The sequence below is a fragment of the Streptomyces sp. NPDC039424 genome (assembly GCF_055639495.1).
This window is the reverse complement of the sequence record NZ_JBVKAI010000020.1, coordinates 132,842-145,663: the sequence shown is the minus strand read 5'-3', so window position 1 is coordinate 145,663 and position 12,822 is coordinate 132,842. Positions and strand designations below refer to the sequence as shown.

Sequence of the window (12,822 nt, the reverse complement as noted above, 5' to 3'; positions counted from 1 at the left end):
TACGTCGCGATTCCGCTGTGGGCGAACAGGATCCCGGCAACAGTAGGAAAACAGTGAAAGCAGTAAAAAAGGTACCCGCGGACGAGTCGCGCACCGCCCTCGTCCGCCGCGCCCGCCGGATCAATCGCGAGCTCGCCGAGGTCTACCCGTACGCGCATCCGGAACTGGACTTCGACAACCCCTTCCAGCTCCTGGTCGCCACGGTGCTGTCCGCCCAGACCACGGACCTGAGGGTCAACCAGACCACCCCGGCGCTCTTCGCCAGGTACCCCACCCCCGAGGACCTGGCCGCCGCGAACCCGGAGGAGGTCGAGGAGATCCTCCGCCCGTGCGGTTTCTTCCGGGCCAAGACCAAGTCGGTCATAGGGCTGTCCAAGGCCCTGGCCGAGCAGTTCGGCGGCGAGGTCCCCGGCCGGCTGGAGGACCTCGTCAAGCTGCCCGGCGTGGGCCGCAAGACCGCCTTCGTCGTCCTCGGCAACGCCTTCGGGCGGCCCGGCATCACCGTGGACACGCACTTCCAGCGGCTGGTGCGGCGCTGGAAGTGGACCGCGGAGACCGAGCCCGACAAGATCGAGGCCGCCATCGGCGCGCTGTTCCCGAAGAGCGAGTGGACGATGCTGTCGCACCACGTGATCTTCCATGGCCGCCGCATCTGCCACGCCCGCAAGCCCGCCTGCGGCGCCTGCCCCATCGCCCCGCTCTGCCCGTCCTACGGCGAGGGCGAGACCGACCCCGAGAAGGCCCAGAAGCTCCTGAAGTACGAGAAGGGCGGCTTCCCGGGGCAGCGCCTGAAGCCCCCGCAGGCCTACCTCGACGCCGGCGGCCGGCCGGCGCCGCCGCTGGGGGCCGTATGACGGAACGATCTCGGTGCCCTCGGGCGTTGGACACGGCAGAACGGGGGGCGGCGATGACACACGCGAGCAATACCCAGGGCGGCGCGGTGACGCTCAGCAAGGAAGGCCTGCCGGACTGGCTGGACCCGGTGGCGCGGGCCGTGGAGACGATCAAGCCGCTGCAGCTCAGCCGCTTCCTGCCGCCCGAGGACGGGGCGGGCCGGCAGTCCGCCGTGCTGATCCTGTTCGGCGAGGGCGAGCGCGGTCCCGAGCTGCTGCTGATGGAGCGCGCGGGCTCGCTGCGCTCCCATGCCGGGCAGCCCTCGTTCCCCGGCGGCGCCCTCGACCCCGAGGACGGCGACCCTAAGGCCGACGGGCCGCTGTGGGCCGCTCTGCGGGAGGCCGAGGAGGAGACCGGGCTCGACCCGTCCGGCGTCCAGCTCTTCGGCGTCCTGCCCAAGCTCTACATCCCGGTCAGCGGCTTCGTCGTCACTCCGGTGCTCGGCTGGTGGCGCGAGCCCAGCCCGGTCGGCGTCGTCGACCCGAACGAGACCGCCCGTGTCTTCACCGTCCCCGTGGCGGATCTCACGGATCCCGCCAACCGCGCCACCACCGTGCACCCCAGCGGCCACCGAGGTCCGGCATTCCTGGTCGAATCGGCCCTGGTCTGGGGTTTCACCGCAGGGATCATCGACCGCCTGCTGCACTACGCGGGCTGGGAGCGCCCCTGGGACCGGGAGAAGCAGGTCCCGCTCGACTGGCGGTCATGACAGGGTGAACCCCGTGAACGTGCTGGACATCCTGCTGCTGGTCGCCGCCGTGTGGTTCGCGATCGTCGGCTACCGCCAGGGCTTCGTCGTCGGCATCCTGTCGGTGATCGGCTTCCTCGGCGGCGGCCTCGTCGCCGTCTACACGCTGCCCGTCATCTGGGACGCCCTGACCGGCAAGGCGGAGGTCAGCACGACCGCCGCCGTCGTCGCGGTGGTCGTCGTCATCGTCTGCGCCTCCATCGGCCAGGCCCTGACCACCCACCTGGGCAACAAGCTGCGCCGGTACATCACCTGGTCCCCGGCCCGCGCCCTGGACGCCACCGGCGGCGCCCTGGTCAACGTGGTCGCCATGCTCCTCGTGGCCTGGCTGATCGGCTCCGCCCTCGCGGGCACCACCCTGCCGACGCTGGGCAAGGAGGTCCGCAGCTCCAAGGTGCTCCTCGGGGTCTCCCGGGCGCTGCCCGCCCAGGCCGACACCTGGTTCGCGGACTTCTCCTCCGTGCTCGCGCAGAACGGCTTCCCGCAGGTCTTCAGCCCCTTCGCCAACGAGCCGATCACCGACGTACAGCCGCCCGACCCGGCCCTGGCCGGCAGCCAGGTCGCCGCGCGCGCCCAGCGGTCCGTAGTCAAGGTGATGGGCACCGCCCCGAGCTGCGGCAAGGTCCTGGAGGGCACCGGCTTCGTCTTCGCCGACCGCCGCGTGATGACCAACGCGCACGTGGTCGGCGGCGTCGACGAGCCGACCGTGCAGATAGGCGGTGTGGGCCGCAAGTACGACGCGAAGGTCGTCCTCTACGACTGGCACCGCGACATCGCCGTGCTCGACGTGCCGGACCTGAAGGCGCGCGCCCTGAACTTCTCGTCGAAGGACGCGTCGAGCGGCGACAGCGCGATCGTCGCGGGCTTCCCGCAGAACGGGTCGTACGACGTCCGCGCCGCGCGCGTACGCGGGCGCATCACGGCCAACGGCCCGGACATCTACCACCGCGGCACCGTCCGCCGTGACGTCTACTCGCTCTACGCGACCGTCCGCCAGGGCAACTCCGGCGGCCCCCTGCTCACGCCCGAGGGCAAGGTGTACGGGGTGGTCTTCGCGAAGTCCCTCGACGACGCCGACACCGGTTACGCGCTCACCGCCGACGAGATCCAGTCGGACATCACCAAGGGACGCACCGCGAACCAGCAGGTGGGCACCGACAGCTGCGCCCTCTAGGGCCCGACCGGCCATTCCCGTCGTCCGCCCGGAGGGCGCGCTTCGCGGCAGTCCGGTGCGTGCGATCGCAAGGCGCCGGGGCGCCCTCGACGGGGGATGCGTGCCGGGCGCCGCGAGGCAGGCGGGAATGGTCGCAGGACAGTCCCTGGGAGGGCCGCGCTCAGCCTCGCGGGTGACGCAGGCGTACCGAGACCCAGCGGGCCCGGCGGCGCAGGATGCGCGGGATTCCCACCCGGAGGTCCGTGCCCTGCATCTGCGGAGCGCCTCCCCGGTGCGAGCTCAGGCCTGCGGCCGAGCGTCGGTTGCGGGGTGCGTCACTGTAGTCGTGCGTCCAGCCCATACCCCGACGTGTGCCCGTGCCCCAAGGTCGATAACCGCCCCGGCGGCCCCCAATTGGCCTATGCGCTGGGCATGTGGCCGTTCGGGGAACAGGTGTTCAGGTCCGGATACCGGGCGCATTGACTCGGTCACCGGTCCGGCTCAGGGTCTTTCAGCCAGTTGGTGAGCTTCGCGGGCAACACCCGGGCCCCCGGCCGAGGTCAGCGCCTCGCCCAGGTCATCGGTCGGGCTCCGGGTCCTTGAGCCAGTTGATGAGCTCGGTGGAGAAGGCGACCGGGTCCTCCTCGTGCGGGAAGTGGCCGAGACCGTCGAACAGCCGCCAGCGGTACGGCGCTTCGACGTACTCGCCGGAGCCGGCCGCGCTCCGGGTGCGTGTCACCGGGTCGAGGGAGCCGTGCAGGTGCAGGGTCGGCACGCGCACCGGCCGCTTCATACGGCGGTTGAACTGGATGCCGTCCGGGCGGGCCAGGGACCGGACCATCCAGCGGTACGGCTCGATCGAGCAGTGCGCGGTCGACGGGATGCACATGGCCCGGCGGTACGTCTCCACCGCCTCGTCGTCCGGCAGCCGCGGCCCGGACCAGTCCCGGATCAGCTCGCCCACCAGCGCCCCGTCGTCGGCGGTCAGCTTCCGCTCCGGGATCCACGGCCGCTGGAAGCCCCAGATGTAGGAGCTCGCGGCCGTCTGCCGCGGGTCCCGCAGCATCGCCGCGCGCCAGCGCCGCGGATGCGGCATGGACACCACAGCGAGCCGCCGGACGAGCTTGGGCCGCATCGCGGCCGCCGTCCAGGCCAGGTAGCCGCCCAGGTCGTGGCCGACCAGCGCGGCGTCCGGCTCGCCCAGCGAGCGCACCACGCCGGTGATGTCGAGGGCGAGGTTGGCCGGGTCGTACCCGCGCGGGGTGCGGTCGCTGCCGCCCACGCCCCGCAGGTCCATCGCCACGGCCCTGAAGCCCGCGTCGGCGAGTGCGACGAGCTGGTGCCGCCAGGTCCACCAGAACTGCGGGAAGCCGTGCAGCAGCATCACCAGCGGGCCGTCGCCCAGCTCCGCGATGTGGAAGCGGGCGCCGTTGGCGGCGACGTCCCGGTGCGTCACCTCTCGGCCACCGGGAACGTCCAGCCGTGCGACCGAAAAGGGGTGCGCCGAAGTGGCGGCGGGGTCCGTCATGACGACGAGCGTGCCACAGCCTCGATGGCCGCGGGGGACTGGTCCTCCAGGGCCGGGGCCGTACGGGGGTGGGGCTTGGCCTTCTGCAGGACGCCCGCCGTCTCCTTCATGGACGCGGCGACCTTCTGCGGGCCCTTGCTCTTCTGGGCCTTCTTGGCGAAGACCACACCGATCAGCGCGAGGCCGCCGGCGACCAGGACGTTCGCCGCGAAGGACAGCAGGAAGCAGACCGCGAGGTTCCAGTCGCTCCAGGTCCGGATGCCGTACGCCAGGGCGAAGTTGAGCATCGGCAGGGAGAACAGCAGGACCGCGCCGGCCACCGTGAAGGCGCCGCCGCTGGTCGCGCCGCGCTTGACGTCCTGCTTCAGCTGGGCCTTGGCCAGCGCGATCTCGTCGTGCACCAGGGCCGACAATTCGGTCGTCGCCGAGGCGAACAGCTGGCCGATGCTGCGTTCGGCACCGACCGGGCTGCCGTCGGGTGCGCTCATCGCGGTCTCCCTTTTCTTCTTCGTAGCGTTCGTCTGTATAGCGTCTCGTTTTGTACCGCCTCGTCAGATCATGCCGGACGGCGGTGCTCCTCGCCTGCCCTGCCCGGCACTTCGGCACGCGTGTGGCGCCCGGCGGCCCCGTCCCCGAGGTCCGCGGCGAGGCGCCGGTGCTCGGCCGCCTTGCGTTCGAGGATCTCCGCCATGCGCAGGTGGTACGCCGGGTCGTCCTGCTCGTAGACGTCCGGGATGCCGTCCCGGTCCTCGTCCCGCTCCTCCTCCGCGCACAGCCCGCGGTACTTGGCGTTGCGCACCTTCAGCAGCACCGTCGCGCACACCGCCGCGATCAGCGACCCGGTCAGTACGGCTGCCTTGACCTCGTCGGTCAGCGCCGTGTCGCCGTCGAAGGCCAGCTCGCCGATGAGCAGCGAGACGGTGAAGCCGATCCCGCCGAGGCATGCCACGGCGAACACGTCCGCCCATTCAAGGTCCTCGCTGAGCGAGGCCCGGGTGAAGCGCGCTGTCAGCCAGGTGCCGCCGAAGATGCCGATCGTCTTGCCGACGACCAGCCCGAGCACCACGCCGAGCGTCTCCGGCATGGTGAACACCTTCCCGAGCGCCCCGCCGGAGACCGGGACACCGGCGCTGAACAGCGCGAACAGCGGCACGGCGAGCCCCGCCGACAGGGGGCGGACGAGATGCTCGATGTGCTCGGCGGGGGATTGCTCCTCACCCTCGCGGGTGGTGCAGCGCAGCATCAGGCCCATGGCGACACCAGCGATGGTGGCGTGGACGCCGCTGTTGTACATCAGCGCCCAGACGACGAGCGCGAGCGGCACGTACACGTACCAGCCGCGTACGCCCACCCGCAGCAGCAGCCAGAAGACGGCGAGCCCGGCGACCGCGCCGCCGAGCGCGGCGAAGTCGATGTGGTCGGTGAAGAAGACCGCGATGATCAGGATCGCGAACAGGTCGTCGACGACGGCGAGGGTCAGCAGGAAGGCGCGCAGGGCACTGGGCAGCGCCGTGCCGATGACCGCGAGCACGGCGAGCGCGAAGGCGATGTCGGTGGCGGTGGGCACCGCCCAGCCCGCGAGCGAGCCGCCGCCGGTGGCGCTGGTCAGGGTGTAGACGAGCGCGGGTACGGCCATGCCGCACAGCGCGGCGACGACGGGCAGCACGGCTGCCTTCGGATCCCTGAGGTCCCCGGCGACGAGCTCGCGCTTGAGCTCGATCCCGGCGACGAAGAAGAAGACCGCGAGCAGCCCGTCCGCGGCCCAGTGCGCGACGGTGAGGTTCAGGCCGAGGGCGCCCGGGCCCAGGTGGTAGTGGCTGACGCTGTCGTAGCTGTGACGCAGTGCGGGGACGTTCGCCCAGACCAGGGCCGCGACCGCGGCGACCAGCAGCAGCACGCCGCCGACGGTCTCGGTGCGCAGGGCGTCCGCGACGTAGGTCCGCTCGGGCAGGGAGAGCCGTCCGAGGACCTTGCGGGGAGTGGTGGTACGGGGCGCGGGCACGGCGGGGACCTCCGGTCGGTGGGCAGGACGGAGTACATGCCGACCAGACTTCCCGGCGCACCTGAGGTTGACATTCGCTTTGTTTAGTTTACCTAACGTGTGCTGTTCTGCGACCGGGATGCGCCGGAGACGGATCCGGTGATCCCCACGGTAGGCGCGAAAGGGGCACCCGGCGCGCTCGCACCGGGTGCCCCTGAAAGGCCCCGCTCAGTCCCCGCTCAGTCCTCGCTGGACGCCGCCGGGAGCTTCGCCTGGATGAGGTCCATGACCGTGGAGTCGGTCAGGGTGGTCACGTCACCGAGCTGACGGTTCTCCGCGACGTCCCGCAGCAGGCGCCGCATGATCTTGCCGGAGCGGGTCTTCGGCAGCTCCGCCACCGGCAGGATCCGCTTCGGCTTGGCGATCGGGCCGAGCGTGGCGCCGACGTGGTCGCGCAGCTCACCGACGAGCTTGTCGTCCTCGGACGCCGAACCGCGAAGGATCACGAAGGCGACGATCGCCTGCCCGGTCGTGTCGTCCGCCGCGCCGACCACGGCCGCCTCGGCCACGGACGGGTGGGACACGAGCGCCGACTCCACCTCGGTGGTGGAGATGTTGTGCCCCGACACCAGCATCACGTCGTCGACGCGCCCGAGGAGCCAGATGTCCCCGTCGTCGTCCTTCTTCGCCCCGTCACCGGCGAAGTACCTGCCCTCGAACCGCGCCCAGTACGTGTCCAGGAACCGCTGGTCGTCGCCCCAGATGGTGCGCAGCATCGACGGCCACGGCTCGGTCAGGACCAGGTAGCCACCGCCTCCGTCGGGCACCTCGTTCGCCTCGTCGTCGACGACCGTCGCGCAGATGCCGGGCAGCGGGCGCTGCGCGGAGCCGGGCTTGGCCTCCGTGACGCCCGGCAGCGGGGAGATCATCATCGCGCCGGTCTCGGTCTGCCACCAGGTGTCGACGACCGGCGTCCGGTCGGCGCCGATGTGCTTGCGGTACCAGATCCAGGCCTCGGGGTTGATCGGCTCACCGACCGACCCCAGGACACGGAGGGAGGACAGGTCGAACTTCGCGGGGATGTCGTCGCCCCACTTCATGAACGTACGGATCGCGGTCGGCGCGGTGTACAGGATCGTCACCCCGTACTTCTGCACGATCTCCCAGAACCGGCCCTGGTGCGGGGTGTCCGGCGTGCCCTCGTACATCACCTGCGTCGCGCCGTTCGCCAGCGGTCCGTACACGATGTACGAGTGCCCGGTGACCCAGCCGACGTCGGCCGTGCACCAGTACACGTCGGTCTCCGGCTTGAGGTCGAACACCGCCCAGTGCGTGTACGCCGCCTGCGTCAGATAGCCGCCGGAGGTGTGCAGGATGCCCTTCGGCTTCCCCGTCGTGCCCGAGGTGTAGAGGATGAAGAGCGGGTGCTCCGCCTCGAACGCCTCCGGCGTGTGCTCGGCGGACTGCCGCTCGACCAGCTCGTGCCACCACACGTCCCGCTCGCCGTTCCAGGCGACCTCCTGGCCGGTGCGCCGTACGACGAGCACGTGCTCCACGTTGTCCACGCGCGCGACGGCGTCGTCCACGGCCGGCTTGAGCGCGGACGGCTTGCCGCGCCGCCAGCCGCCGTCGGAGGTGATCACGACCTTGGCGTCCGCGTCCTGGATACGGGTCGCCAGGGCGTCCGCCGAGAAGCCGCCGAAGACGACGGAGTGCGCGGCGCCGATACGGGCCGAGGCCAGCATCGCGATCGCCGTCTCCGGAATCATCGGCATGTAGATCGCGACCCGGTCGCCCTTGCGAACTCCCAGCTCCAGCAGGGCGTTCGCGGCCTTGGAGACCTCGTCCTTCAGCTCGGCGTAGGTGATCGCACGGCTGTCGCCGGGCTCGCCCTCGAAGTGGATGGCGACCCGGTCGCCGTGCCCGGCCTCGACATGCCGGTCCACGCAGTTGTAGGCGACGTTGAGTCTGCCGTCCTTGAACCACTTGGCGAACGGCGGGTTCGACCAGTCCAGCGTCTCCGTCGGCTCGGTGGCCCAGCTCAGCCGCCGGGCCTGCTCGGCCCAGAAGCCGAGCCGGTCAGCCTTGGCCTGTTCATACGCCTCCGCCGTCACATTGGCGTTCGCGGCCAGCTCGGCGGGGGGCGCGAACCTGCGCTCTTCCTTGAGCAGGTTGGCCAGGCTCTCGTTGCTCACGACATCTCCCTTTCGAAGGGTGTCCGTTGTGTCCCAGGCCACAGCTCATCAGACCCGGGGGGCCGGTGACAAGGGCCGACGGAAAATTGGTTTAGACCTATGTGTCCAGCTGCTCTTCCACGGTTCTCGCGGCGGCCGGGGTCATCCGTACCCACGGACGCCGACCAGGGGGAGTTCAACCCCTGTAACGCCTTTCCCACCCCCGCCCAAGTACAGATGAAGTGCCACCGACGACGAGGGGGAGACCGAGTGGAAGGGATACGGGGCGGGCCGGCTGCGGCGGCTCGCGACCCACAGCTGTTCGAAGAGTTCTACCGGCGCCATGTGGACGCGGTGACGTCTTTCGTGGCCCGGCGTTTCGCCGACGCCCACACGGTGGCCGACCTGACGGCCGAGGTCTTCCTCGCGGTCCTGGACTCGGCCCACACCTACCGCCCGTCCCGGGGCAGCGAGACGGCCTGGCTCTACGGCATCGCCCGCAACGTCGTCTCCGGAGAACGCCGCCGTGTCGCCCGTGAGACCGAGCGCGACCGGCGCATCTCGGGGCGGCGACTGCTGGAGGCCGACGACATCGCCCGCCTGGAGGACAAGCTCGACGCGGAGAGCCCGGGCCGCCGCGTTTTGGCCGCGCTGGAGCGGCTCCCGGAGGGGGAGCGGGCGGTCATGGAACTGATCGCCGTCGACCAGCTCACGGTCACCGAAGCGGCGGCCGCGCTCGGCATCCGCCAGGTCACCGCCCGTGTACGGCTCCACCGGGCCCGCAAGTCGCTGCGCACGGAGGCGGATCCGCCCGCCGCCGACCCACGGGGCACATCACTGTCGTACGTCAACGGAGGAACGGGGGGAGAGGCATGACCACGAAGACGAGGTTCGAGGACCGGCTGCTCGCGGAGTTGCAGCAGGAGATCGAGCGCTGTGAGGCCGCACGGCGGGAGCGCGGCCCCGGCCGCAACGCCGGCCGCAACGCCGGCCGGAACGCCGGTCGGACCGAAGCGCCCGCTCCGGGACGCCGGCTGTTCACACGCCGCCGTCTCCTCCTCGCCGCCGGTGCCTGTGCCGTCGCCGGACTGGCGGTGGTGCTGGTCCCCGGCTCCCCGGCCGACTCACCCGCGTACGCGGTGGAGCGCCATCACGACGGCACGGTCACCTTCAGCCTGCTGAAGGTCGGTATCGGCCCGGCGGGCCAGCGCCAACTCGCCGAACGGCTGCGTGCCGACGGTGTCCACGTCACCATCGACGACCTGGAGTACGGCCACCAGTGTGCGCAGCCACGCGGTGAGCTCCTGTCGAGCCAGATGATGCGGGGCTTCATCGGGGACAAGCGGCCCGACGAGGGCTCCGTCCCGGTCGGCCCGACCGACCCGGCCCTGCGACACCGCTGGCAGGTCACCCTGCATCCCGGCGACTCCCTGGCGATCGAGAACATCAGCCAGAGGGACGCCACGGCGATGCCGAGCGAGCTCTTCTACGCGGTCAAGGGCAAGATCGCACCCTGCGAACCGGAGTCGTTCCGCTAGGGCTGTCCGGCGGATCGGATCGCGGGAGACGAGGGGGCCCCTTGCCCGTGTTGCTGGACAGGCTGTGGACGAGCCCCGGGTGCGCCGCGGGCGGCCCCCCACGTCGGCGGGGAGGGGGCTGCCGCCCGGGGAGCAAGCGGGTCACGCCGTCAGGTCCGCAGCCCGCACATGGTCGAACAGCTCGTCCACGCTCGCCGTGTTGAGCAGGTACGCCTGGGCCTCGCCCACGTGGAAGTACATCCCGTGCAACTCCAGCGCTCCTTCCTTCAGTGCCCGCGCGACCGACTCGTGTGCGCGCAGGTGGTCCAGTTGCTGCACCACGTTGGTCAGACAGAGCTGCTCCAACGCGTCCGCGGCGGGGCGGCCGGCCAGCCGTGCGCCGGGGCGGGTGCCGTCGGTCATCCGCTCCAGGCTCGGCAGCCCGTGGCCGAGCCACCGCTTCAGCGGGGTCCGCGCGCGGCCGGGCTCGGAGTCGAGCAGCGCCTGCATGGCGCCGCACCCGGAGTGCCCGCACACCGTGATGGACCGGACCTTCAGCACGTCCACCGCGTACTCGATGGCCGCCGCCACCGAGTCGTCGCCCTTCTCCTCGCCCGGCAGCGGGACCAGGTTGCCGACGTTGCGGACGACGAAGAGATCGCCCGGACCACTGGAGGTGATCATCGAGGTGACCAGCCGGGAGTCGGCACAGGTGAGGAAGAGCTGCGACGGTCGCTGCCCCTCCCGCGCCAGCCGCGCCAGCTCGCCCCGCACCAGGGGCGCGGTGTCGCGCTGGAACGCCCGGATGCCGCGTGCCAGGTCGTGCCGACCGGCACTGGCCCTGAACCTTCCCGGTCTGGTCGCAGCTGGTCTGGTGTCGGTCGGTCTTGTCTCAGCCGGTCTGGCGTCGGACGGTCTGGTGTCGGACGGTCTGGTCTCGGCCGGTCTCGGCTCGGTCGGACTCGCTTCCTCGGTGGGTGCGGCCATGCCGGTGGTGGCCTCGCCGGATCCGTCCTCGCCGGGTGTGGGACGGCTGTCGGTGAGGTGGTCGTCGTGCTCGGCCGGTCCGGCGGCCCGGACACCGCCCCGGCGGCCGGTCACTTCGGCGAAGCCGCCCTGAGCGGTGTGCGCGTGCTGCCAGTCCCGCAGTGACTCGTACGCCGCGTGGTCCATGAACGAACCGTGCAACTTCACGACGGCGCGGGCGCCGTGGGGTACGAGATGCAGGGCCCGGCTGAGCCGCGGCACCGCGAGGAACGTCAATTGGCCTCTCACATGGACGTAATGGACTCCTTCCTTCTCCGCGTGGGTGATACGGGTACGGGTGAGGCGGTGCAGGGAGACGGCGACGGCCACGGCGACACCGGACAGCACACCTTCCAGGACGCCGAGGGCCACCACGCCGAGGGTGGTGACGGCGTACACCAGCACTTCGCGGTGGCGGGTCACCGTGCGGATGTGGTGCAGGGACACCATCTGGATGCCGACGGCCATCACCAGGGCGGCGAGTGAGGCGAGCGGGATGAACTCCAGGATCGGAACCATCAGCAGCGTGGCGACTACTACGAAAACGCCGTGCAGCATCGTGGAGTTCCGGCTCACGGCACCGGATTGCACATTCGCCGAACTCCGCACGGCCACCCCGGCGACGGGCAGCCCGCCGAGTGCCCCGGAGACGATGTTGGCGGCACCCTGACCGAGCAGTTCCCGGTCCAGGTCCGAGCGGCCGACCTGGGCCTGTGGAGCGGGGCGGGCGGTGACCAGCTTGTCCACGGCGACCGCCCCGAGCAACGACTGCACGCTGCACACCAAAGTGGTCGTGAGCACGGCGGCGGCGACGCCGAGCACCGGCCCCTCGGGCAGTCCGGCCAGGGCATGGCTGCTCCAGGAGGGCAGGTCGACCCTGGGCAGCGTCAGCCCGGTGAGCGAGGCGGTCACGGTGGCACCCGTGACGGCGACGAGCGCGGCCGGGACCTTGCGCACCAGGCGGCCCGTGCGGCCGGGGAGCCGTGGCCAGGTCAGCAGCAGGGTCAGCGTCAGCACGCTCATCGTCACGGACGCGGGCTGCAGCTGGGCCAACTGATCCGGCAGTGAACGGAGGTTGTCGAGTACGGAGCTGTGCGGACTGCCGCCCAGGACGATGTGCAGCTGGGCGACGGCGATGGTGACGCCGATGCCGGCGAGCATGCCGTGCACCACGGCCGGGCTCACGGCGAGCGCCGAGCGCGCCACGCGCAGGCAGCCCAGGCCGAGTTGGGCGATACCGGCGAGGACGGTGATGCCGCATGTCGCCCGCCATCCGTAGCGGTCGATCAGGTCGGCGGTGACGACGGTGAGCCCGGCGGCGGGACCGCTGACCTGGAGCGGGCAGCCGCCCAGCCGCCCGGCGACGATCCCGCCGACGGCGGCGGCGACCAGCCCCGCTTGCAATGGGGCGCCCGTGGCGAGGGCGATACCGAGGGACAGGGGCAGGGCGATCAGGAAGACGGCGATCGACGCGGACAGATCGGCGCCCGCGATGCCGAAGCGGCGGGGCGGGCGTGGTCGGCGGGGACGCTTGGTCTGCGCCGGGGGCTGGGGCTGGGTGGGTGCACAGGCTGACATGTTTCCCGTCTCCTCCGGGGCTGCGCGGTCGCGGAACTGGTCGCGGCCGTGGGTCACGGCGTGCAGTGGCGGGATGGATCAACGCAAGGATCAACGCTCGGTAAATGAATCGTAATGCAGAGTAAAGGTCAGGCATGGATTTTTGGCGCAAATGGTGCATTAGTTCACTCGCCCGAGTGATGTGAGCTTTTTATCGGCTTGTCGTATTAATTCCTTCTCGGCC

Annotated in this window: 11 protein-coding genes; 5 read left to right on the top strand and 6 right to left on the bottom strand. The window is 71.1% G+C overall.

Translation table 11 applies throughout. The features are described from left to right. The first annotated feature begins 17 nt into the window (after positions 1 to 17). Genes nth through ACZ7L0_RS35575 form a run of 3 tightly spaced genes read left to right on the top strand, consistent with a single transcriptional unit; the run spans position 18 to position 2,816 of the window. Positions 18 to 854, top strand: a complete 837-nt coding sequence (gene nth, locus ACZ7L0_RS35585; RefSeq protein ID WP_471246688.1) for an endonuclease III — start codon at positions 18 to 20, stop codon at positions 852 to 854. 53 nt (positions 855 to 907) lie between these two features. After that, a complete protein-coding gene (locus ACZ7L0_RS35580) occupies positions 908 to 1,603 on the top strand; it encodes an NUDIX hydrolase (protein WP_471246687.1) in 696 nt (231 codons plus the stop codon). Between the two features lie 13 nt (positions 1,604 to 1,616). Beyond that, entirely contained in the window at positions 1,617 to 2,816 is a 1,200-nt protein-coding gene (locus tag ACZ7L0_RS35575) for a MarP family serine protease (protein ID WP_471246686.1), read from the top strand. A 160-nt stretch (positions 2,817 to 2,976) separates the two neighbouring features. On the opposite strand, the gene ACZ7L0_RS35570 is transcribed toward ACZ7L0_RS35575, so the two are convergent. From ACZ7L0_RS35570 to acs, 5 genes are all read right to left on the bottom strand, one after another. Next, entirely contained in the window at positions 2,977 to 3,156 is a 180-nt protein-coding gene (locus tag ACZ7L0_RS35570; protein WP_471246685.1) for a hypothetical protein, read from the bottom strand. A 216-nt stretch (positions 3,157 to 3,372) separates the two neighbouring features. Next, positions 3,373 to 4,323, bottom strand: coding sequence for an alpha/beta fold hydrolase (locus ACZ7L0_RS35565; RefSeq protein WP_471246684.1), 951 nt, complete (start codon positions 4,321 to 4,323; stop codon positions 3,373 to 3,375). Further along, positions 4,320 to 4,811, bottom strand: a complete 492-nt coding sequence (locus ACZ7L0_RS35560; RefSeq protein WP_471246683.1) for a phage holin family protein — start codon at positions 4,809 to 4,811, stop codon at positions 4,320 to 4,322. The genes ACZ7L0_RS35565 and ACZ7L0_RS35560 overlap by 4 nt, the downstream gene beginning before the upstream one ends. A gap of 68 nt (positions 4,812 to 4,879) precedes the next feature. Further along, positions 4,880 to 6,325 carry a Na+/H+ antiporter NhaA gene (nhaA, locus tag ACZ7L0_RS35555; protein ID WP_471246682.1) on the bottom strand — a complete coding sequence of 482 codons (1,446 nt, stop codon included), beginning with the start codon at positions 6,323 to 6,325 and terminating at the stop codon, positions 4,880 to 4,882. Positions 6,326 to 6,543: 218 nt separating this feature from the next. Next, positions 6,544 to 8,499, bottom strand: coding sequence for an acetate--CoA ligase (gene acs / locus ACZ7L0_RS35550; RefSeq protein WP_471246681.1), 1,956 nt, complete (start codon positions 8,497 to 8,499; stop codon positions 6,544 to 6,546). Positions 8,500 to 8,715: 216 nt separating this feature from the next. Between acs and ACZ7L0_RS35545 the strand changes: the two genes are divergently transcribed. Both ACZ7L0_RS35545 and ACZ7L0_RS35540 read left to right on the top strand, forming a co-directional pair. Beyond that, a complete protein-coding gene (locus ACZ7L0_RS35545) occupies positions 8,716 to 9,354 on the top strand; it encodes an RNA polymerase sigma factor (protein ID WP_471246680.1) in 639 nt (212 codons plus the stop codon). Then, positions 9,351 to 10,016, top strand: a complete 666-nt coding sequence (locus tag ACZ7L0_RS35540; protein ID WP_471246679.1) for a hypothetical protein — start codon at positions 9,351 to 9,353, stop codon at positions 10,014 to 10,016. Before ACZ7L0_RS35545 ends, ACZ7L0_RS35540 begins: the two co-directional genes overlap by 4 nt. Positions 10,017 to 10,157: 141 nt before the next feature. Here the strand turns inward: ACZ7L0_RS35540 and ACZ7L0_RS35535 are convergent, their stop codons facing one another. After that, positions 10,158 to 12,599: a bifunctional SulP family inorganic anion transporter/carbonic anhydrase gene (locus ACZ7L0_RS35535; RefSeq protein WP_471246678.1), complete on the bottom strand. Its 2,442-nt coding sequence runs from the start codon at positions 12,597 to 12,599 to the stop codon at positions 10,158 to 10,160. Between the last annotated feature and the right edge of the window lie 223 nt (positions 12,600 to 12,822).